Source organism: Acidobacteriota bacterium (assembly GCA_038040445.1).
Taxonomy (GTDB): Bacteria; Acidobacteriota; Blastocatellia; order UBA7656; family UBA7656; genus Onstottus_A; species Onstottus_A frigus.
Map to the genome: position 1 here is coordinate 16,838 of JBBPIG010000003.1, position 23,093 is coordinate 39,930.

Annotated in this window: 10 protein-coding genes; 8 read left to right on the forward strand and 2 right to left on the reverse strand. The window is 56.2% G+C overall.

Going from position 1 to position 23,093, the window contains the following annotated elements; genetic code table 11:
* Positions 1-80: 80 nt before the first annotated feature.
* Together AABO57_03875 and AABO57_03880 are read right to left on the reverse strand one after the other, a co-directional pair.
* Positions 81-3,836 (reverse strand): carboxypeptidase-like regulatory domain-containing protein, encoded by a 3,756-nt coding sequence (locus tag AABO57_03875; protein ID MEK6284856.1) that lies wholly within the window; start codon positions 3,834-3,836, stop codon positions 81-83.
* 180 nt (positions 3,837-4,016) lie between these two features.
* The gene (locus AABO57_03880) at positions 4,017-6,608 is read right to left on the reverse strand and encodes a caspase family protein (protein MEK6284857.1); all 2,592 of its coding nucleotides are present in this window, start codon (positions 6,606-6,608) and stop codon (positions 4,017-4,019) included.
* A 556-nt stretch (positions 6,609-7,164) separates the two neighbouring features.
* On the opposite strand from AABO57_03880, the gene AABO57_03885 reads away from it, so the two are divergent.
* The 8 genes from AABO57_03885 to AABO57_03920 all read left to right on the forward strand — a co-directional run bounded on the left by AABO57_03885 (position 7,165) and on the right by AABO57_03920 (position 23,091).
* Positions 7,165-9,468 carry a cytochrome c3 family protein gene (locus tag AABO57_03885; GenBank protein MEK6284858.1) on the forward strand — a complete coding sequence of 768 codons (2,304 nt, stop codon included), beginning with the start codon at positions 7,165-7,167 and terminating at the stop codon, positions 9,466-9,468.
* 36 nt (positions 9,469-9,504) lie between these two features.
* On the forward strand, positions 9,505-13,638 hold the full coding sequence (locus tag AABO57_03890) for a hypothetical protein (protein ID MEK6284859.1): 4,134 nt from the start codon (positions 9,505-9,507) through the stop codon (positions 13,636-13,638).
* A 66-nt stretch (positions 13,639-13,704) separates the two neighbouring features.
* Positions 13,705-14,223 (forward strand): cytochrome c3 family protein, encoded by a 519-nt coding sequence (locus AABO57_03895; GenBank protein ID MEK6284860.1) that lies wholly within the window; start codon positions 13,705-13,707, stop codon positions 14,221-14,223.
* A 127-nt stretch (positions 14,224-14,350) separates the two neighbouring features.
* Complete coding sequence (locus tag AABO57_03900; GenBank protein ID MEK6284861.1) at positions 14,351-15,313, forward strand: hypothetical protein; 963 nt, start codon at positions 14,351-14,353, stop codon at positions 15,311-15,313.
* Positions 15,314-15,336: 23 nt separating this feature from the next.
* On the forward strand, positions 15,337-16,230 hold the full coding sequence (locus AABO57_03905; GenBank protein ID MEK6284862.1) for a cytochrome c3 family protein: 894 nt from the start codon (positions 15,337-15,339) through the stop codon (positions 16,228-16,230).
* A gap of 217 nt (positions 16,231-16,447) precedes the next feature.
* Positions 16,448-18,886 carry a cyclic nucleotide-binding domain-containing protein gene (locus tag AABO57_03910; protein ID MEK6284863.1) on the forward strand — a complete coding sequence of 813 codons (2,439 nt, stop codon included), beginning with the start codon at positions 16,448-16,450 and terminating at the stop codon, positions 18,884-18,886.
* A gap of 49 nt (positions 18,887-18,935) precedes the next feature.
* A complete protein-coding gene (locus tag AABO57_03915) occupies positions 18,936-22,106 on the forward strand; it encodes an NAD(P)-binding domain-containing protein (GenBank protein MEK6284864.1) in 3,171 nt (1,056 codons plus the stop codon).
* Positions 22,107-22,320: 214 nt separating this feature from the next.
* Positions 22,321-23,091 (forward strand): 3',5'-cyclic-nucleotide phosphodiesterase, encoded by a 771-nt coding sequence (locus AABO57_03920; protein MEK6284865.1) that lies wholly within the window; start codon positions 22,321-22,323, stop codon positions 23,089-23,091.
* Positions 23,092-23,093: the final 2 nt, after the last annotated feature.

Here is a 23,093-nt window from a genome sequence, read left to right on the forward strand (position 1 = left end):
CTTAGCCCTTCACTCGGAAGCACGTGAATCGCCGAGCGGACCACTACGCGGGTTCGTCCGCTCGGCTGCTGAGCTTTTGTTTAGAAAGAATACTTGAGCGCAAATTGAATCGTGCGCTTAGGCACTCTCGTGTCGACAAACAGATGGTTGTCCTCAGTGCCCGGTTCTATCGTGTAGCCTCCGAAGAACAGTTGGTGCACCGGAATACCGAAGTTTGTTCTGTTGAACACATTGAAAAACTCGCTTCGGAACTCGAGCTTGTGCCTCTCATTGAATCTGAAAAACTTATTGACCGACAGATCGACCGTTGCAACTCCCGGCGCTCTGAAGCCATTGCGTCTACCTGTGCTCGGGTTCGTAGGTCCAGATCCCGGGTCGACTCTATCCGTGAGGTTACCGTCGAGATTCAGATCGCAGCAGAACAACACCGAGTAGGGCTGGCCGGTCTGGAAGGTCCCAATGCTGCCAACCTGCCAACCACCCAGGATCTTGTTCTGTTCGAAGACGGGCAAATCCCAGATCAGACTATAGACGAAGCGATGGCGCACATCGTAGTTTGCGTCGGCGCGTTCGGCCCTGCGATCGAAGCTGTTTTGCGGCAACGCGCGCGCGCCCTCGAGATCGAACAGATCCGACACCTCATCTATTGCGTGCGACCAGGTGTAGGCTGTCGTGAATTGAACTCGTCTCGCGAATCGCTTGATAAGCTGGAGCTGAAGACTGTGGTATGTCGAGTTGGCGTCCGACTCAATTGAATTGAACGATCCGAGCAGGGGAAACGGCCTCAGATCTTGAAGGTTAATATTCGGTGGAATGCTTTGCCCAAAGAGGACCGGGAATAAGACATTGGGAAGCTCGCGAACGCTTTGCGCCAGAGCCTGGTTTACCAGCGGTATGGCGTTCGGTCCAAGGTTCGGTGTCGCAAACCTTAGCAGGTGAGCGCCCCTGGTTCCCACGTATGCCGCAGAAACCAGAAAGTCTTTGCCGAACTGATGCTCGAGCGTGAGTCCCCACTGTTGCGAATATGGCGTCACCAAATCGTTCGAAGGAAGAACGAACCCGGGTCCGGCCGCAAGATTGGTTAATAAGGAGGCTGCCAGCACGCCAGCAACGGCACCGCCGGTCTTAGTGTCAAACGTGTTCAAAGTTCCTTTGACCGCAAAGAGCGCTGACGGGTTGGCTGCGACAAACGGGTGCGACACCGCTGCGCTTCCCTCGGGATCGTTCAAGTCAAAGTTTGTATTGAACCCTCCAAGGTTGATGGTCAGGAAGCTGGGGAACACATTGCGGGACTGGCTGATGACCGCGCCGAGAATCTGATCGTAGTAGATGCCGTAGCCGCCCCGAACGGAAGTCTTGCCGCGACCGAACGGGTCCCAGGCAAAAGCTACGTGAGGCGCGAAGTTGTTCTTGTCCAACTTGAATATGTTCTTGCGCCCATCCAGGAACTGCTCGAGACCGGAACGGCCGAATGCCGCTTTCTCGGTCGCCTCGAATTCTTTCACTTCCGAGGAATCAAAAGTAGATTCGATAAGGCGGTCGGCCTCCTTTGGCACCGTGTTCAGTTCGTATCTCAAACCAAGGGTGAGAGTCAGATTAGAACGAACGCGAAACTGATCCGAAAAGAAGAAATCGTTCTGCCAGTACCTGAGCCGAATCTTTGAATCGACATTGCCATTAGTCAGGGTTTGGAAGAACCCCGTGGCCGCGCCTGCTGCAAGATAGTCCTTGCCGAAATAAAACGGCACAGGGTTACCGAAGCTCATGGCTAGCTGCTCATCGGAAAAGTCGAGTGCGCCGCTGAAGACGGCAAGCGGCCGGAAATTCCGATCTAGAAAACTGTTGAGGCGAGTCTGGCGGATGTCGAACCCGCCTGTGAGCCTGTGTCTGCCCTTGCTGGTTATTATCGTGTCGGCGTACTCGAATGTGTTGTTAGTCCTTCCCTGCGGGAAGTTAAAGACATCCACTCCCAGCGGACTGAAGCCCGAAGCCTTGACCTGCCCAATCGGACCCGTGCCTGTACTCGCAAAAACGCCCGGGATAGGGCCAAATCCGCTCTCTGTATCGCTCGCGACCTGGAGGAATGTGGGAGTCCCGCTGATGGTAGCGTTGAACAGAAGCCGCGCGTTCAGAAGGAACGGCACATTGGGGAATGTGCTCGATGGCAGCAGGAACGGATCCCGAACCTCCTTAAATCTCAGATCGGTCCTTCCAAAAGAAAAGCGAAACTGATTTGCAGTGGCCGAAGAGATCGCGCTATTGAATGACACCGCGAGGTCTCGAGTGATTACCAGCGCCCGAAGGCTCGAGAAAAGCGCTTCCCCGGTTACCGGTAGAATCGTGTCATCATCGGTGGAGTTGTAACGGCCGGTCAGACTGTGGTCTCTGCCAAAGGCTTTCAGATTATGATCCAGCTTCACTGAGTAAATCGTGCCATCGGCGCTCGCCGGAAGGATCTCGGTGAACGTGTTTTTGCGATAGGGGCCGAGTGGGTTGTTTGGAAACGGGAAGAGGCTCAAGAACGAATTCCCGGTCAGCGACGCCGGAAGTACGCGAGCGCCGTTTACCAACCTGAGCCCCGTGCCTCCTGAGCTAAAGACGCCACGTTCGTCAACGGTCGGCACCGCAAAGTGAGATTCGCGAGCCGCGTTGATGTCCTGATGCTCTACAGAGCCGAAGAAGCGGGTACGTGCTCCCAGGGGACCGCCGAAGACCAGGCCGTATTGCCCACGCGTGTATGAATTCTTCCCATCGACGGGATTGGGAACTGTTAACGGTGAGCCGTTGAGGAATGCCGTGTTGCCGTTGTTGCCGCTGAGCGTGTAACTTGCCGGCCCTCCGGAAAGGTCAAACGTATCCTGAGCCCTTAAACCCTTGCTAGTCAAAAATCCGTAGAGAGTACCGTGGAAGCTCGAGCCTCCGGAGCGCGAGACTACATTGACCTGGGCACCCATGTTGCGCCCGTACTGTGGTTCAGGCAAAAGCGTGGAGATTTGAAACTCTTGCACACTCTCAATGGACTGTGGCACAAGCGACGTGAATCCCTGGCGGCGCACGCCTACCTCTTCATCGTTGTTGTCCGACCCGTCAATCGTGAAGTTGTTCGAGCGGCTGCGTAATCCATTGACCGAGAATTGCCCGGTTGTGCCGACGCCCGGCCCGATGCCCGGTCCGACATTTGTCCCGATGGACAGAGGCGGCGGAGCGACGCCGGGAACCAGGAATGCAAGGTCATCGAAGCTGCGAACACCGGGCAACGGCAGAGACAACAAGGATCTCTCGTCGAAGTTTCCACCTCTGGTAGCGTTCGACGTGTTGGCCAACAAGGCGACATCCGACTCATCCGTTGTTGAAGCCTGTCTGGGCGTTGGCGGTGGTTGCGTCGCTGGCGGCCTGGTTGTCGGCGGAGGTGTACCCGGAGGTGGAGTCACCGGAGGGGGCGCGGCCACGCCCGCCTTTCTCAGGATGATTGGGGGCGGCTGGTCCGCGCGCTCAGTATTGGTGATATGAATGAGAAAGTTGGTTATCGAGGAGTTCCTGGGATCGGCGTCGTTCTCATACCCCTGTTTCGCGGCGGTGATTCGGTACCTGCCCGCAGGTAGAATCCCGACGTAATAGATTCCCTGATCGTTACTGACCGTTGTGCGCTCGATCCCAATCTCCTCGTGAGTGACTGTGACAACGGCGCTCGGCAAAGGATCGAGGGTTGTCGCTTCGAATACGCGCCCTTGAATAGCTCCTGTGTTTTGGGTCTGCGCGATGACGTGTGGAAAGTAGATGCTCGACAATGAGAGCGCGACTAACAAAGCAAAGGTCTTCGAGGCGGTTCTGCACATGCATTCTCCTCCCGTATCAAACGAACTGCTGGTGACAGAATAAAGAAGGTCGTGGTGCCTTCCAATAACCGAGTTGATTCACTGATCCGGTCAAGATCCGGGAACGGATTTTGACCCCACGCAGGATAGCACGAGGAGAATCGGAGCACCAGCGCACTAACCATGGCCGAACTCTGTCTGTTATTTGGCGGGAATGATGCTCACGAATTGAACGACAAATTCCTCTCCGTCTTTTGTGCCAAACCCGATCCGTCCATTAGAGAAAGTGGAATCGGTCACCAGGCTGAAAGGTTGGGGCTGAGTGGCTTTCGGGTTGCTCTTCACTTGAAGCAAGTGTTTTATCTGCGGCCCGTTCGCCTCGATGATGATGTGAAACTTGTCGCCTGGAACACCGAGGTTTTCAGGGACCGTAAATGTCTTCAGCAGATCTGACTTGCCATTCTGGTAGAGGAATGTGTGGAACTTGTTCGGCGATGAGGCGCCCGGTCCCGTAAGCTGAAAGAGATAGCATGTGCTTTCATCCTGACCGCGCAGGACCCAGACCGCTCCTTTGCCGTTGCCGAAGATCAGGTCAAACTCCATCCTGAAGTCTTTGTAGCTTGTATCTTTAATCAGCCCTATGCCTGGGCCTTGCACCTTCAACTTGCCGGAACTTGATTGCCAGGACTTCGGCGCATTCCAGAACCTAAGGCCTGCGTCGAAGGTATCGACAAACTCTGGAGAGAAGACTGTGCGATTCAGCGCCAGTTTTATCTCGGCAGGCCCGGCGCTGAAGGTCTGAGCCTTCTCTGCCGGTTCGTACTCATTCTTCTTCGCGCGTATTCTGTGCTGGCCTGGCGCGAGATTCGAAATTCTGATTTCGCCCTTCTCATTCGCGCGGCCTCCATAGTTGTCGTCGATGTAGATCTCGGCTTCGGGTTCCGTCTTCACGATCAGCCCGACCAGAGCCGCCTTGAACTCAGCCCCAATATACTTTGTTCTGCCGTCTTCGACATCTACTTCTCTGGTCCATTCAACTTGATTCTGTATGACTCTCAGTTTGTGGCGGCCTGCCGCCACATCGGCCAACTCGATTAGTTTTTCCTCTTTCCTTAAGCTCACGCTTAGAGGTTTTTGATCGTCGATCAACACGGTCGCGCTGGGGTCAACCCCGCCGATCTGAATGACGCCCCCTAGCGGAGTCAGTTCGACTGGCACTGCCTCGTCGGTCTCTAACTTGATGCCTGAGATTCTCTTTAGCGAGTATTTGGCTGCGCTGACTTCGATGTCGTAAAGGCCCGGGGGAAGCTCTGCGCGGAATTTGTTATCGACGCTCTGACCCTGCACAGGCCTTAGCGCGGCATCGCGCGGCTTAACAACAACGCTGGCTGGAGTGTTGGTTATGACTATCAGCACTCCCTTCGGAGCCTTTGAGGGTGCCGTATCTGTCTTGACCGCGAGAGGCGGAGCAGGCGGCTGAATCCGTCGAACAGCGATCTCGGCGAATCTTCCCGTCGGATACTCTTTCAAGTACGCTTGGTAGTCCGAGACATTCTTACTGTTTCGGACTCTTTCCCATAAGGCATCTTCACCTAGCCGCGTCGCGAAGCTCGCGTTCTTTCCTGTCGGAAATCTTTTCAGATAGTTGTTGAAGTCCGCCGGGTCTTTACTGTTTTGTATGCTCTCCCAAAGCGCTTGCTCGGTAAACATGCCGCCGGGATATTTCTTCAGGTAATCCCGGAAGGCAACGGGACTATTCTTCGATTGAGCAATTTCCCAATCGCTCCGTTCGACTGCAGCGGGATCAACGATCGCCACATTCTCCGGTGCCGCGACTTTTGAAAGCACCAGGTCGTTAGCCCTGTAGCCTTTCATCACGGCATATGGCTTTTGTACCTTGCCCGCTCCCAGGTCGAGGCGTATGCGCTTCGGCACCTGATCCTGCAAGTAAGTCAGGAGGCTGCTTAGCGTCACCTCGCCCTTCTCATTTGCCGCCGCGCCCTTCAACCCTTCGACAAGCGCCCAGGAAAAATACCCCTGCTTCTTCTCTTTGTATTCGTATGCGCGACTGCCTACGTCTGTCGCATAGAGCGTGGCGAAAGCTTTTACTTCGGAGTTAGCTTCTTCAAAATTGAAATGCTTAGTGAACCTTTGGGTGAGCTTGTTATCAGCATCGCCGCGTCCGGCCGACGGATCATTCCGGCACGCGTCGAGGATCAATACCACCTGCCCAACTCCGGTCTCGTCGATGCGCTTTCGCATGTCATCTACATTGATTGAACTCTGTTCGAGGAGCGAGACATCGTTACTGAGTTCTGCATCCGAGGGAAGTAGGTAAGCCTGGTCGCCGCGCTCTATTCCGTGCCCGGCGAAAGCGATCAGCAACAAACCGTCCTTCGGCACCGCTCCGCGCAGGTTCGATAACTGTCTCAGAATCTTGTTGCGCGTGGGTCTTCGCTCTGTCGGTTGATCGGCGGTGAGCAGCTTCACCTGATCCCGTGGGAAGCCTGCATACTGAACCAGAGCTTCGACGATTGCTTTAGCGTCGTTTGACGCGCCCTCGAGCTTGTTGATTTGTGAGTCCTCGTATTCATCCACGCCGATCACCAAGGCGAATCGCTTGGAACTGCTTGGCAGAGCTTCGATCGGTTTCGAGGGCTGAACTCGCATGCCGCGGCCATCTTTTTGTGTCTGAGCCGCGCGATTTGCCGCACCGCTCGTCGCGTTGCAAAGGCAGATCGCAGCCGTGGCTATAAAAATAAGGGAGCGAAGATACGAAGGCTTTCTTTTCATAGGAGAATTTCCTGCGGTACTGTCCGTTGCAAAGCAATAGCTGTCGATAGCTCTTCTTTGTCCTCTCAACAAATGAGGCAAGACCGATCTCTTGCGACTAATCGAGTGAGTCCGAGCGATAACCTGACTGGCTGCCTTAAGCATAACAGCTCGATTAGTCTACCATACGCAGCGGCCTAACTTAAGGTTCTTGAGACTCAAGCCCAGGGATTAACGCCGACAGATTCGAAGTGGCTATCCTTGAGTTTTCGCGCATTCTGAAAAGGTTCAGTGAAAAGTCGCGTTGCGCGACCGACGTGCGGTCGATTGCACGCGGACCCATGCTGGCGGCCGTTTCTGTGACCGAGTCCGAAATCTCTAGAAGGTTTTGGATCATTGCTGGATCATTGCTGGTTGACTCCGAGCATCACTCCATATAATATCGGCGCGATCATTTTCGAGTAGCGGGTGTTCGGTGTCTGATATTTCTCATCACAAGCGCAATGCTTCATAGCTTGTAATCAGGCTGTACTGGTAATCATTTCCCGACGTTGGGTCATCGATTGTGAGGCGCGGAATGAGACTCAAACTGGTAGTCGTCGCCATTTATGGGCTGTTGCTATTTCTGCCCGTCGGCTTCTCGATGCGCTCGCTGGCTTTTTCTGATAGCGACGAACAGGGGCAGGGGAAAACTCAATTCACTCCGATCGCCTTCGATACGACCGGCAGAAGGGGTCTGGTCCTTTTCAACCACAAGACCCACGAAGCATTGCTTAATCCCGATCCGAACTTTCCTCATAAAGCACCCGAGGGCGTCGCCTGCATCGGATGCCATCACTCGGTAAAAGAGGAAACCACCAGAGCTCAGTTTCAAAAGTGCACAGCTTGCCATAAGGACGAGGGCAATGCCACGAACCCGGACGATCGCGAAGGCTACGATCTGAACTCGCGAGAGGCTTTTCACCGGCTCTGCATCAGTTGCCATCGCGCTTCAAACCTCAAAGCCTCGAACGCTCGATTCCGCGACGTCGGGTTCACGAAGTGCGCCCAGTGCCACGACAATCAAGCTGAGCCTATGCAGTTGGCCGCGCAGCCCGAAGTCGTTCCGCCGCCGGATGAAGAGCCTGAAGCGCCTCCGTCTCTTGGCAGACCAGTCGAGATCTTCACAACGCCCATGGACCCGCCGCGAGGTTACGCTGGCGGCTCCCGCATAGACACTCCGACGCAGACGTCGCCTGATTCCATTCCGAGCCCGGACCGCTGGCGCATCGGTCTTCCGGAAGATCCCCGCTTTGAGCAAGGCAAGTGGTACAACCCCTATCGCCAGAACGTGCTCAAGGGCGATTATCCGATATACAAGCAGCAGAATTTTCTCGTACTGACTCTTGAGAGTGACACTCTTGCTATTTTTAGGCGGCTGCCTCTGCCGAGCGATATGAGCAGCGCGCGCCCCGACAGCGCGGAGTTCTTCGGCCGGGGCGTGAATGAGTTCTTCCGTCAGAACTTCACTCTGGGCATCGAATTCTTTAACGGCGATGCAGCGTTCAAGCCTATCAATTGGCGGTTCCGGTTCACACCCAACTTCAATATCAACTATTTCAACACTCAGGAAAACGGCATCGTCAACATTGACGTTCGCAGACAGACGAATCGAACCGACAGCTACACGGGCTTCCAGGAGTTGTTCACCGAGTTCAAGATCGGAGACACAACCAAGCTCATGCCGTTCTTGCGCGGGGCAGGGAGCGACGGCGGCAAGAGTCCCTATTACGATTCAACCTTCATTCGCACAGGCATACAGCAGTTCATTAGCGATTTTCGCGGGTTCATCTTCAACGATTTCAACCTGGGTGCGCGGGTGTTTGGCCAATTCGCAAACAACCGATACAACTTCAACGCAGCCTATTTCCACCTGCTCGAGAAAGACACCAACAGCGAGTTGAACACCCGCGTCAACCTCAGCGAGTTCCGCAATCAGACGGTGTTCATCGCCAACCTCTTTCGCCAGGACACCAAGTGGAAAGGCTACACCACTCAGTTCAGCTTTCACTACAACAACGATCGACCGAGCAGGCACTTCGACGAAAACGACTTCCTGGTTCGGCCCGGGTTGTTCGGCTCTGTCAGAGAGCACGGGATAAAAGCTTACTACCTTGGCTGGGCCGGCGATGGTCACATCGGCCTCAACAATATCTCGCACGCTTTTTATCAGGCGTTCGGCCACGACTCGTTCAATCAAATCGCAGGCAAGAGGACAAGCATCAACGCGCAACAGGCGGCAATCGAGTTGTCGCGTGACAGAGATTGGCTGCGGTACAAAGGATCGTTCTTCTTCGCATCGGGCGACAAGGAGCCGTTTGACGATAGGGCAACCGGCTTCGACGCGATTGTGGACATCCCTGAATTCGCCGGAGGGAAATTCAGCTACTGGAACAGCCAGGGCATTCGCCTGCTCGGCACCGGAGTCGGTTTGAAGAGTGGCGAGAGCCTGTTGCCTACCTTGCGCAGCAGCAAGTTTGAAGGACAGGCCAGCTTCGTCAATCCTGGAATCTTCCTATACAATCTGGGAATTGAAGCCGAGCTGACTCCGAAGCTTCGCGGCATAGCCAACATCAATTATCTGCACTTCCATCACACGGAGTCGTTGAAGGAAATCCTGTTTCAGCCGAATATCCGCAAGAGCATCGGATTCGACTACGGGGTCGGCGTCCTCTATCGGCCTTTCCTGACAGAGAACTGGATCATTCAGGGCGGGTTCTCATCGCTGATACCCGGAGCAGGGTTCAACGACATCTACACTTCAAATTGCACCGGACAGGGATGCGGGCAGCGGTCCAAGACTCTCTTTTCGTCATTCATACGCTTGAAGTTTACTTACTGATCTCGATCAGCATCGTGTACGCGCCGGGAGATCCGAATGAAAGTATCGAAAAATGCGCTCAAGCTTCTGTTGATCCTCGTGATCGTCGGCCTCTACGGATTCTTCGTTCTTGCAGGCTCGATGACGAAGGCAGACTCGTCGAAGCGGCCGGCTGATTCGAACGGGGCCGACGCCTCCACACAGAATCCGCCAGCAACGCAAACGGCGCGGCCGGTCCAGGCGGCCGGGCTGTTCGGCGAAAGCCCGGAAGAAGCCATGCGCCGAAGCGTAGGCTGCATCGATTGCCACAAAGGCATAGAAGATATGCACAACGGGGTGATCAGCCTCGGCTGCATCGATTGTCACGGAGGAGATGCGAACGCTCGTGCGCAGGGCACGCAGAAAGGATCTGCCGGATACGAGGGCGCTAAGAAAGCAGCGCACGTTAAGCCACGATTCCCCGACCGGTGGAAGACGTCTGCTAACCCTGAACGCCCTTACTCTCTCACGCTTGAAGAGAGCCCTGAGTTCATCCGGTTCGTGAATCCTGGCGACCTGCGCGTGGCGCAACTGAGCTGCGGCACAACGGAATGCCACTCCGGCGACGTGCATAATGTGAAGAAGAGCATGATGGCGACGGGCGCGATGCTCTGGGGCGCGGCGCTCTACAATAACGGAGCGTTCCCGTTCAAGAATTACAGATTCGGCGAAAGCTACGGGCCGGATGGTAAGCCTCAGAGACTGCAGACCGCTCCGCAGCCCACCGCGGAAGAGACGCAAAAGAAAGGCATTCTCGCGTACCTTGAACCGCTCCCGCGCTGGGAGATGTCCCAGATGAGCAACATCCTGCGCACGTTTGAGCTTGGCGGGCGCAAGGCTGCTGAGATCGGGATTCCCTCTATCGAAGAGCCGCCCGGAAAACCGACGCAGAATCTATTGAGCCCGCGAGGACTTGGAACGAACCTGAGAACCGACCCGGTTTACATTGGCCTGCAAAAGACTCGCTTGCTCGATCCGATGCTGTCCTTCATGGGAACGAACGATCAGCCGGGAGATTACCGTTCGAGCGGCTGCACTGCTTGTCACGTCGTCTACGCGAACAACCGCAATCCATTTGAAGCAGGACCGTATGCGGCGCACGGCCACACGGGCGAAAGCGCGAGCGCCGATCCGACTATTCCAAGGGGCGAGCCCGGTCACCCCATCAAGCATCAGTTCACCAGGGCTATTCCATCAAGCCAGTGCGTAGTATGTCACATGCACCCGGGAACAACTGTGCTGAATTCTTACTTCGGCTCGATGTGGTGGGACCTCGAGACTGACGGCGAAGAGATGTACCCAAAGGAAGAAAAGAAACTCAGCGCCGAGCAACGCCGCGAGATTATTTTGCGCAACCCCGAAGAGTCCGCGCTTAGAGGCAAGTGGGGCGACGTCGAGTTCTTGAAATCGATTCGGGATGAAGTTAATCCGAAGCTCAAACACACCCAGTTTGCAGACTTCAACGGGCACGGATGGGTCTACCGCTACGTTTTCAAACATGATCGGAAAGGGAACCTGCTCGACGCCGGCAACAACGTCATCGCTGACGTAACCAATGAAAAGCTGCAGCGCGCAGTGAATGAGCCTGTTGGCGATGGTTCTTCGCGGGAGGGCGTGCCGGTTCACCTGAAGGACATTCACGAAGAGAAGGGGATGCACTGCGTGGATTGTCACTTTAAGCAGGACAATCATGGCGACGGAAAGCTCTACGGTGAAGTGCGCGCCGCTATCGAGATTGATTGCATTGACTGTCACGGGACGATTACCAAGCGGGCAGATCCGACTTCGCGAGATGCATTGACCACTGCAGCCGCGGGCGGCAATCGCATGCTCGACTACCGGAATCTTCCTTCGCGCAAGGATCGGTTCTTCAAGAAGGACGGTAAACTGTTTCAGCGCGGGGCGGTCGCGAAAGACCAAGAAGGCAAGCCGCTCGTCTGGGAAGTAAGGCAGGTGATGGATAGCATCACGCCCGGAAACGAGCACTACAACGAGAAGGCCGCGCTCGCCAAGACGATTCTCAAGGACGGAAAGACCTGGGGCAGTGCGCCGAAGGATGACGTTCAGCTTGCGCACGCAAACAAGAGCATGACCTGCTTCACCTGTCATACCTCGTGGACGCCGAGTTGTTTCGGCTGTCACCTGAAGCAGACGGCGAACCAGCAGAAGCCGATGCTGCACAACGAAGGAACGGAGTCGCTGCGCAACTACTCGTCTTACAACTTCCAGACCTTGCGCGACGACGTCTTCTTGTTGGGTAAGGACGGCACGGTGACCGGACGGCGGGTGGCGCCGGTGCGTTCCGCCTGCGCGGTTTTTGTAAGCTCTCAGAATGCGAATCGCGAGTGGATTTACTCGCAACAGCAGACGGTCTCCGCGGAGGGATACAGCGGCATATCTTTCAGCTCGCACTTCCCGCATACCGTGCGAACGACCGAGACCAAAGGCTGCGCCGATTGTCACCTCTCTGAAAACAACGATAACAATGCGTACATGGCAATGGCCCTGATGCAGGGAACCAACTTCTATAACTTCATCGGGCGATTCATGTACGTGGCGCAGAAAGAACACGGCTTTGAGGCAGTTGTCGTCACCGAGCGCGACGAGCCGCAAGCGGTCATCGGAAGCTCTTTGCACAAGCTGGCTTTCCCTGAGGAATACAAGAAGCATTTAGAGCTTAAGAAGGAACTGGAGGAGTTTTACGAGCATCCGGGCAACGACGTTGGCACGAACCTCACGCTATTCAAGAAGGAGAAGACCGAAGTCTTGATGCTGCAGCACCGAGGCGAGTTTCTATACGCGGCGACCGGCGAGGGCGGCCTCAGAGTCTACGATATAGCCAACGTGGATCAGAAGGCCTTCTCGGAGCGAATAACCACGGCCCCGTTCTCGCCTCTCGGGCAGCGGCTCTATGTCAAAACGAAGTACGCGACCGCGGTGGCCACACCGTCGACCACAGCCGTCGATCCTACACGTAAGCACTATCCGCAGAACGAGGAATGGGAGAACCGCGACGACAAGCAGGGGATAAATCTGATTTATGCGTTCCTCTACGTCGCGGACAAGTATGAGGGGTTGGTCCTCGTAAATGTGGCCACGCTGCTGGATGGGAATCCGAGGAATAATTTCCTCAAGCGGGCGCTCACCTGGAACCCGAACGGAATTCTGAACGGAGCTAACAACATCACGGTTGCAGGCTCCCACGCCTACATAACCTGTGACCGAGGCCTGGTGGTCGTCAATATAAGCGACCCGCTCAAGCCTCGCGTTGTCGGCGAATTCGGCGCGCCGTTCATAAAGAACGCGCGAGCTGTTCAGGTGCAGTTCCGGTATGCGTTCGTGACCGACTCGGAAGGCTTGAAAGTCGTCGACGTGACCAATCCTGATAGTGGGCGCGCGGTGAGCGGCGCAGTCGTGCCTCTTTCGGATGCTCATAATCTGTATCTGGTGCGCACCTACGCATACGTGGCGGCCGGTAAGCAGGGGCTGGCGATCATCGACATAGAGAATCCCGAGAAGCCCCGCCTCGATCAGATCTTCAACGGCGAAGGCGACATCAAAGACGCGCGCGACGTCAAGGTCGGCATGACGAATGTGAGCCTTTTCGCCTATATTGCCGACGGCGAGCACCATGCCATGCACGTCGTTCAACTGACTTCGGCCGAGCAGCCGGACAACTATGGCTTCAGCCCGCGCCCGCGGCCTGAGCTTATCGCGAGCAAAGAGACGCTCGGCCCCGCGCTATCGATCTCGGAAGGCGTGGATCGCGACCGCGCGGTGGACGAGAGCGGCAACCAACTGTCCGTTTTCGGGCGCAGGGGCGCGAGGCCCTTCAACGCGGCCGAAATGCAGCGAATGTACATGATCAACGGCGCTATGTTCACGGTTCCCAACATCAAGGACGGAAACAAGAAGGAGAACAAGGACATTCGCCGGTTCTTCGGCGCGCCAAAGACCTCGGACGGGGCGACCACCGATTCGACGCCGAAGGTTGAACGCAAGAACGCGGATGAGACGAAGTCCGGGCAATCGAACGAGCCGAAGAGCCCCGCGAAGGAAGCGCGGATGCGTAACGCCGCCCAGTTGTCGAGCCTCGCCTTTATGTCATTGCCGCTCGCAGCCGTGTTGTTCCGGCGACGCAGACGACGATGATGTGGTGTTGGCAATGAGCGGACGTTTAACGGCGAGGCAACGCTTGAAGTTGACGGAGAAGATTAGATGAGACTGAAGCTGGCTGTTCTTATCACTTACGCGCTGGGCGTGGCGTTGCCCGTGGCTTTCGGCGCCGGGCTGTTCGCTAAGGCGGCCGAGCAACAGACAGAAAGCGGTTATGCGCCGAAGGTGATCAGGCTTGACGAGAAGGGAAGACGCGGCGTGGTCTTCTTCGATCACAAAGGCCACGAATCGCGCCTAAGCCCGGACTCGAATGCGCCACATCCGGCAAAGAAAGGGGCCGCGTGCTCCGGTTGCCATCACTCGATTAGCTCGAGGGGAATCCCGCAGTTGTACAAGTGCAACGTGTGCCATCACCGGAAGGACGGCGATCCGCGTAACCCAAAGAATCGAGAGTTCGATGAGGTGATGGCCGAAAGGGCATTTCACGATAGTTGTATCGAATGCCACAGGGTGGCCGAGAAGGGGCCCACGACATGCAGCGGCTGTCATAAGGCGGGAGTTCAGCCCGGCACTCTCGGCACAATAAGGGCGCTCGATAGTCAAGCTGGGAGCAACGATTAAGTTCAGAGTTCTAAGTTTAGAGTTCAACCTTCAGGTTGCATAGCGACACGCAAGCTGAAGCTTGAACTCTAAACGGCAAGCTGAAGCTTGAACTCTAAACAGGACTTGCTCGGAGGATAACTTGGCGATGTTGCGAGTCAAAAAGAGCATCTTCGCTTTGGCCTGCTTTCTGGCGGCGGGAATATACTTTGGGTTCCCGTCTCACGCAGAAGACGACGCCGCTGCGGCCAACGCCCAACGGCCGAGACGAGTCGGCGGCGAGCGCGCCACTTTCGATCACAAGCGAAAAGATCACGCCAAGGTCACTTGCAACGTCTGTCATCGGGTGACGCCGCAACAGATGGAAGTCGTGTCGTTCCCGGCCCATCCGACGTGCGTCAGTTGTCACAACTTCGCCCAGGAGTTCTTCAAAAGGGGGGTCGCCTTCTGCGGCGTCTGTCATCAGGGCGGGCCGACTTCAAAGATGAGTTCTGCGCTATTCGACTTCAAAGAGAAGACGAATAAGCTCCACGCCGTCCTCGGAAGCGATTTCGGCATAGACTTTTCGCATCCGGCTCATCGTAAACCGCTGCCGGAGGATTTTGTGTTTCGGCCGGTCACTACGATCCCGTCTGACGCACCGCAGACCAAGCTTACCGCCGGGCAAACTGCCCGATGCACTGATTGTCATCAGAGGATCAAGAAGGCGAACGCCGGCGAAAATGAAATGACGATCGAGAAGGGCCACTCGACTTGCTTCCAGTGTCACGGCATCAAGCCCGATACCGCCGCTCGAGAAAAATTCCCGTACATGAACGACTGCAAAGAGTGCCACGAGATTGGCGGCCCAAAGGCTACGCACCTGGCCTCGATTCGCGACTTCAGCCACGCCGACCACGAGTATGACATTCGCCCAAGAAGAAAAGTCGATTACCAAGTGAAGCGATCACCAGACTTTCTGTGCGCCGAGTGTCACAAGTCCGTGGACCAGGCGAAGAAACTTACGGACATACGGATGCCTGAAGAGACCACTTGTGGAGCATGTCACAGCGGCCGGTTAGGGCTCCCCGACGCTTTGGCTCGTGATGTATTGGATAAGCTGAGACAGTAGACAGAGTCGCAGAGGGCGGCAAGATGAGAAACGACACTACGAGAAGGCTGAAACTTATCATCACCTGCGCGGCGGCGATTCTTGTCATCGGCGGGCTGGCCTGCAAAAGCTCAAAGCAGCCGACCGCCAACAAGGCCGCTGAAACGCCTCAGCCCGCGCCTCAAACGGCTGCCCCGTCACCGTTCGATGTAAAAGAATCCGTGGTGATTGAGCGCACCTCACCCTTCAATCACACGCGCGCCGAGCACCAGACAAAGACAAAGGATTGCGCCTTCTGCCATCAGCGTTTGGACAACAGCGTCACGCCGGTGTTCCCCGGCCACTCGGCTTGCATAGAATGTCACGCAAAAGATTTTACAAATACATCGAGTCAAATGTGCGTCGTATGTCACAAGGCTCCAGTTGACGCTCAAGGGACAAGAATAAGTTTTCCGGGGAAGATGAGTGAGTTCGGCGTCAAAGGGTTCTCGCACAAACAGCACATGGACCCGAAGAAGATGGCTGGCGAGACTGAGACTCCGAAGTGCAGCACCTGCCATCAGTCTACCGAACGTGCCGCGGCGAGTTTTCCGAATCATCAGCAGTGCTATAGCTGCCATGTTCATCAAACAAATCAGAAGTTCGGCGAGTGCGGGGTCTGTCACGCCGACACAAAGCTCGCTTTGAAGTTCACAAGGGGTACCGGGTCGGCATTGGGCTTATATAATTTCAAGCACGGGCCTCATACGAAGAAGGCAAGTTGCGATAGATGCCATCACCAGATCGAAACCGCGCCGAAACAGGTGCGCGCTGATATTCAGACGATCAGCGCCGGGCGAGGTCAGCGTCATACCTCGGCCTGTTGGAGCTGCCACGTTCAGGCTAAAGAGTCTGTTTGCACGAAGTGTCACCGCGGTTCCCTGCCGTTTTCCTTTTAGGTTGCACTGTAAGGGCGGCGCTCCGTGACCGCCCCTTCTTGCCGAGATGGTTTCTCCTGCGAAAGAGGGGCGGGCCACGGAGGGCCGCCCTTACAGGTAACCAACCATGAGTGTGCGGCCCGAGACGCCGCCTCGTGCCAGCCGCTTGCACGTTTGATAATCACGTTTTGCGTTACAGCGAGTGTACAGGTAAATTCTTTGTCGCCGGGTGAGCCGTATGCCGAAAGAACAAAAGAGCCGTCGCGAAGTCATTAATGCGATCAAGACCCTTCCAGCCATCTCTGCTCTTATGTCCGCGCACGACGGTCACTACGACTATGAGCTCGATCTCGAAGTCACGGTATACGGGCGCAACTACGGTGGCAAGAAGGTAGGTCCCTACTTCCGCCTGCTGAACTATGAGCCCGGAGAGGCGGTTATGGTTCAGGGGGAATGGGGCGGCAACACCTTGTTCTTCCTCGTCGCCGGCGCTCTGGAAGTCTACGTCCGGGCGCCCAACGAGCAAGACGTGAAAGTCGCGGAGTTGACGCCGGGCACTCAGTTCGGAGAGATGAGCGTGCTGGCGGGCGTTCCTCGCAACGCCACTATCAAAGCGCCGCCGGACAAGCCCGCCCAGGTCCTCGAGATTCACCGCCCGGCGTTGCGTCTGCTTCGCAAGCTCCCCAAGTTTGGCGAGAACCTCGACAACACATATCGAACTCACGGCAGAGATGCCGCGCTTGAAAGCCTCAGACTCACCGGCGGGCTGACCCCCGAAATGACGAGCGAGCTGCGGGGTTATTCCTTGTTCCGGGTGTTCGCGAAAAACCATGTCCTTTTCCGCGAGAATGAGCGAGTCAATCGAGTCTACATCATTAAGGAGGGATGGGCGCGCCGGACGCAATCAGTGTCAGGCAGAGAGGTCGAAGACTTCGTGGGTCACGGCTTCTGCTTTGGTCTCGAAGGCGCTGTGAAAGATTCAAGCTGGCCTTACACCGTGACGCTGATGGGCCGCACTGAAGTCGTTGAAATATACACCTCGAAACTGCGTGAGAGACATGCGCTCAGAGAAGCGCTGCTCAAAGTGCTCGGCACCAGTGTGCCACCCGCAATCGGCTCTTTTGTTAACTACAAGCCTGCTGTTCACGACGCGATGCTCGCCGCTCAGGAGAGGCTCATCGAGACGGGGCTCGTGGACGGAACCAATCTGCTGGTGATGGACATGGACCTGTGTGTTCGCTGCGGCAATTGCTCGCTCGCGTGCCACAAGATTCACGGCCAATCCAGACTCATGCGCAGAGGCGTTCACGTCACCCGCCTTGAAGCCCCTCGCGCGAGTGCCGTTCAAAGCGTGCTTTCGCCCGAGGTCTGCATGCATTGCGCGGATCCCGAATGCTTGACCGGCTGCCCGACCGGGGCGATCGGCCGATTCGATCTGGGTCAGGTCGATATCGATCCCAAGACGTGCATCGGATGCGGCGACTGCGCGACCCAGTGTCCTTACAACGCGATATCGCTGGTCCCGCGCAGACCGAAAGCCCCTGCTCCAGGCGCCGTCAGTTTCAAATCGAAGCTTCAGGAATTCCTGAGAATCAAACCCGATCCGATTCCGCCGCCGGTTGACACTACCGAAGACCTCGTTGCGATCAAATGCAACCTGTGCAGCGACCGCACGTCGATGAACCCTCCGGGCGCAAAGACCCGAGCGTACAGTTGTGAAGAGAACTGCCCCACGGGAGCGCTCGCGCGCGTCAGGCCGCGAGAATATTTCACCGAGATCGGCCAGATCGAAGGCTTGCTGCTGGTCGATAAGACTCATGCCTACGGGCGTAACATACACAAGTCCGATCCGCCGAAACGCTTGATTCATTTGGCAGGCATATTGTTCACCGTGCTGGCGACCGCCGCAACAATCTTCGGACTACAGCAATATGGACTGGGCGAGCGCATCTTCAGCTTCCTGAACATGCGCTGGATCACGGGCATAGCCGGCCTCGTTGGAATCGCGGCGGTGATGACTTATCCGGTGAGGCGGCAGATCTACACCAAGCGCGTAGGGCCGCTGCGCTATTGGATGCTGGCGCACGCTTATGTGGGAATAATCGCGGGGATGTTGATCCTGCTGCACGGCGGCACTCATTCCGGGGGCGCGCTCACCACTGCGCTAATGGTCTGCTACGATCTGGTCATCTTCACTGGCATACTGGGAATCTTTATCTACTTTTTCGCGCCTCGAAAGCTCACGAAGATTGAAGGCACGCCGCTCCTGATCGATGATCTAAAAGACCGGCGCGAGGAGTTGCGGAAGGAGATTGCGGAGATCGGCGGCCAGGCAGCCGGACCGCTTCAAAGCATCGTGAAGGACAAAGTGGTGCCGCGTTTTGTCTCGTTCGGTTTTCTGTTGCGGCAGTTTCTCGGCCGAAAAGATCTGGACGAGATGGTTGAATCAGCAAAGGCGGGATTCAACCAGGAGCGGGCAAGTCTGGCGAACGAGAAAGACCGGCACAAGTTGGATCGCGCCATCGAAGCCGCCGCGACGCTGCGCCGAATTGACGCGTTGATCTATCTGCATCGCTCGTTGAAAGTGTGGCTGCCGCCGCACGTGGCGACCACTGCCTTGATGCTGGCGTTGATGATCGTTCACATCATACAAGTTGTTTACTATGCCGCGCGGTAGATCTATAGACCGGTCGCCCGTCGTTGCACTCTAATCAGGGTACGAATCAATGGCTACTAAGAGTCGTTTCATCATAAAGCGAAGAGACAAGTCGGTCGACGACATCCTCCTCGAAAGTGAAGGGCTGACCATCGGCCGGCTTACCGGCAATGACCTGGCGCTCAATAACCGCGCGGTCTCTCGCACCCACGCCGGGATAAGAGAGTTCAACGGCGAGTACTGGATCTTCAATCTGTCTGAATCAAACGGCACCGTGCTCAACGGCTGGCTCGTGGACAAGACGCCGCTGTTGGACGGCGATGTTATTCAGATAGGTCCGTACTCTCTGCTGGCCAATTACGCTCAGGGGGCGTTGTCGCTCACTGTCCAGATAGATACCGAAATCCATCCGGTCGAGGGCGGCGCGACCCGCATGCTGTTTGAAGAGGATCTGGGCAAGACGGTGATGGTTCAGATTCCCGCGGGCGTCAAGAAGCAGGCGGTTGCGCCCGGCGGCACCGAGAGATTTCAATTGGGAACGGGCCTGTTCAGCGCGGTGCCACCCGCGCTTGATCAGCAGGCGCTCAACGTTTTCTGGGACAAGCGAAAAAGAGAGGCGGGAAAGATTGCTCCGCAAAGCCTGCTTCATCCGAGAACCAACAAGAAAGTCGGCAAAGCGCAATTCAACTGGCGTCCCTCCCTCGATCTGCGGCGAATCTGGCGCAAGTCATATTTTTACTGGGGCGCCGGCGTTGTCGCGCTGCTCTCTATCATCGCAGTGATTATCTACGAGAACGCTTATTCGCCGGGCCCGGTCTCGTTGGCTCATACCTCGTCGCAGATGTCTGCCCGCGCGATTGCCCTAAAGCCAAATGAAAACTCCTGCTCGAATTGTCATGGCGTGAGCGAAGGCATGCAGGACAAGTGCGTCACTTGTCATACGACGCCGGCAAATCAAACGGCGCCGGCATTCCTACCCGTCGTCTTCGACAAGCACGCTCGCGAAAACATCGGCTGCACGGGTTGCCATGTCGAGCACAGAGGCGCGAGCTCCGACTTTGGACTCAAGAGCAACCAGCTTTGCTCGAACTGCCATAACGGGAGCTACACCATCAAGACCGGCGACAAGACGGGACAGGCCTTGCCCGTCGCACACGGCGGCACGGTAGGCTATCCGGTGACCAACGGCAAGTGGGCTAAAATGCTGGATGCCGATCAACTTCGGGTGAGGGACCTCCCCGACACATGGGCGGGGCCAACCTTTGATTCAAATCGCCAGTTCCACTCCATTCATCAACTCGGCCGGATGAACAACCGGATGAGCTGCAAAGACTGCCACACCTCAGGGGTGCGCGGTGAAGCGAGCTTCCGCGACTCGCCGAAGGCCGAGTGCGCTAAGTGCCACGACCTCGTCGCCGGCGCGACAGGCACGCAACGCGTCCAGGCGAATTGCTACACGTGCCATCGGCAGCACGGACGCAGCGAAGACCTGTTGCAGCTTGTGGCTGAGGCAAAAGACGATCGGAGGATCAAAGAATACTTCAACAAAATCGATAGCGGCAAAGATGAAGTCGGCAAGCGATTGGCGACGGCCAGCGAGAATCTGTTTTCGGGTGTTGGCGGCGCAGACCAGATCCGCCAGGACAAAGACACTCTGAGCGCGACCGTGCTTTCATCCTTCGGCGGGTTGCCGTGGTATGGTTGGGTCGGACTGGTCGGAATCCTGCCGATTGCGGGTCTCGCGGTGATGGCGGTTGGAACCGTGCGCCGCAAATACTCCTTGCAGAATGTAAAAGCGGACGCCGCGCCGAACGAGAACGAGGTAGCAAGAGCGCTCACAGGCGTGCTCGATCTGGAGAAGCTGAAAGCCGAGGAGGCTCCGTATCCGCATCCGGTCATAAACCAGGCGACCTGCATAGGCTGTCACGCTTGCGTGGAAGCCTGTCCGCACGACGTGCTTGCGATAGTCAACGGCGTCTCAACGCCCATCAATCCCGATCAGTGCATGGAAGACACCAGTTGCCAGGTCGAGTGCCCCACTAATCCGAAGTCGTGCGTCGTCATCAACACCAAGAAGAAAATCCCAGAGAGAAAAGTCCCGAAGCGAGACCAGCGATTCAAGACCAATGTCGAAGGTATCTACCTGATCGGAGATGTGTCCGGCGTTCCTCTGATCAAGAACGCGATCAACGAGGGCGGCACGGTCATCGATTCCATTGCCGAAGACATCAAGAAAGAAGGCGCCAACGGCAAAGCTGAGTACGATGTCGCGGTCGTCGGCATCGGACCGGCGGGGTTGTCGGCTGCGGTTATTGCCAAACAACGCGGTTTGAAATACATCGCCATCGAGCAAGACAAGATAGTGGCCACCATCCAACAGGTCTATCCCGCGGGCAAGTATGTTTTCTTCAAACCCGACACAGTTGAGACGAAAGGCGGCATCCCGCTCCCGGGCCCCGGCGACTCGAAAGAGAACATGCTCAAGGGCTGGCTCGGTGCGATGATGTCGAACGGCGTCGTCATCAACGAAGAGGAAAGCTGCAAAGACATAAAACCGGAAGACGGGGTCTTCACCCTCACAACCGAGAAGGGAAAAGCCAAAGAGAAAGCCACCTACAAGGCTCGCAAGATCATCATCGCGATCGGCAATCGCGGCACGCCAATGAAGCTTCGAGTGCCGGGCGAGGACCTCAAGGTGATGATGACGCCGCCGCCCATAATCCCAAAGTTCTGCCCGGGCTGCGGGTCGGGCCGCAAAGGCGCGCAGCAGTTCTGCGTCGTGTGCGGCGCGCCGTATCCGGTCAAGAATCAGCCCGCTTACGAAACGGGCAAAGTTCAATTCAAGCTCTCCGACCCCGATGACTACGTAAACAAGAAATGCATAATCGTGGGGGCAGGGAATTCGTCCATAGAATCCGCGGTTGATCTGGCCGGACTCAAGCGCGACGGCGAAAAAATCACTTTCACCCGCAACAACGATGTGACCCTGGTCGTCCGCAGCGATTTCAAGGGGGACCTCAAGCTTGGCAACAAGATGAACGTCTACGACTGCATTGACGCCGGGAAGATCAAGGTCTTCTTCCGAACCGAGATCAAAGAAATCACACAAAACGAAGTCGTGCTTATGGATGTGCGAAGCAAGGAAGAGAAAGCGCGGCTCGCCAACGATTTTGTGTTTGCGCTGATTGGCGGCGAGAAGCCGACGAAGTTTTTAGAGGGGTTGGGGATCAAAGTAGGATGAGCAAAGCCAAGCCATTTTCCATTTTTCATTGCGATTTTCCATTTGTCATTTTCAATTCAGCTCAAAGGGTCAAGGAACCAGGGATTGAAATGGCAAATGGAAAATCGCAAATGGAAATTGGAAAATGATTGCAAAGACCAGAATTTCACATGTCCCATTGAGCTCGGTGCTATAGTATCTGAGGTCGAGGGCCCGACAGACGGAGGCAACGCGCGTGAGAATCAGACTTCTGCCGAGCAGCGCCGGACGCCAGTCGCAACTCCAGTGTTTGACCTCATTCATCATCGACGAACGAGTGGCGATTGACGCGGGCAGCATAGGGTTCGCGTTCTCTCCGGGTGAGATCGGCACCGTCCGCCATATCATCGTCACCCACTCGCACAGCGATCACACCGCTTCCTTGCCGATATACGTAGCCGAAGCATTCAATGTGCTCAACGATCCAATCATCATCTACGGCAGTATTGAAGTGATAACAGTGCTCAGGCAACACGTCTTCAACGATCACGTGTGGCCGGACTTCGAAAAGATTCAGCTCAACAACGGCAGCGGACCCACGGTTGAATTTCGCGAGCTCGAGGCGAGACAGACATTGAACATCGCCGGCATTGACGTGACGCCGATTCCGGTCAATCACCTCGTACCGACTTTCGGGTTGCTGGCGCAGAACGAAGTGGCAGCCGTGCTGTTCACTTCCGACACCTATAGCACCGACGAAATTTGGGAGGTGGCGCGGGAGGCTGTGCACTTGAAAGCAGTCTTTGTCGACGTTTCGTTTCCGAATGAGATGGGCGAGCTGGCTGCGGCGTCGAAGCACCTTACGCCGGAGTTGTTGGCCGTTGAGTTGAAGAAGCTCAAGCGCGAGGTTGAGGTTTATGCGGTCCACATCAAGCCGACGAACCGTGAAGAGGTGATAAAGCAAATCGCTGCGCTCGACAATCCAAGGGTTTCGGTCGGCGAAATTGACCGCGTTTATGAGTGGTAACG

What these genes read in the sequence shown, in the direction of transcription:
- AABO57_03875 (MEK6284856.1), bottom strand. Translation starts at nt 3,836, where the DNA reads ATGTGCAGAACCGCCTCGAAGACCTTTGCTTTGTTAGTCGCGCTCTCA.
- AABO57_03890 (MEK6284859.1), top strand. Translation starts at nt 9,505, where the DNA reads ATGAAAGTATCGAAAAATGCGCTCAAGCTTCTGTTGATCCTCGTGATC.
- AABO57_03880 (MEK6284857.1), bottom strand. Translation starts at nt 6,608, where the DNA reads ATGAAAAGAAAGCCTTCGTATCTTCGCTCCCTTATTTTTATAGCCACG.
- AABO57_03900 (MEK6284861.1), top strand. Translation starts at nt 14,351, where the DNA reads ATGTTGCGAGTCAAAAAGAGCATCTTCGCTTTGGCCTGCTTTCTGGCG.
- AABO57_03905 (MEK6284862.1), top strand. Translation starts at nt 15,337, where the DNA reads ATGAGAAACGACACTACGAGAAGGCTGAAACTTATCATCACCTGCGCG.
- AABO57_03895 (MEK6284860.1), top strand. Translation starts at nt 13,705, where the DNA reads ATGAGACTGAAGCTGGCTGTTCTTATCACTTACGCGCTGGGCGTGGCG.
- AABO57_03885 (MEK6284858.1), top strand. Translation starts at nt 7,165, where the DNA reads ATGAGACTCAAACTGGTAGTCGTCGCCATTTATGGGCTGTTGCTATTT.
- AABO57_03910 (MEK6284863.1), top strand. Translation starts at nt 16,448, where the DNA reads ATGCCGAAAGAACAAAAGAGCCGTCGCGAAGTCATTAATGCGATCAAG.
- AABO57_03915 (MEK6284864.1), top strand. Translation starts at nt 18,936, where the DNA reads ATGGCTACTAAGAGTCGTTTCATCATAAAGCGAAGAGACAAGTCGGTC.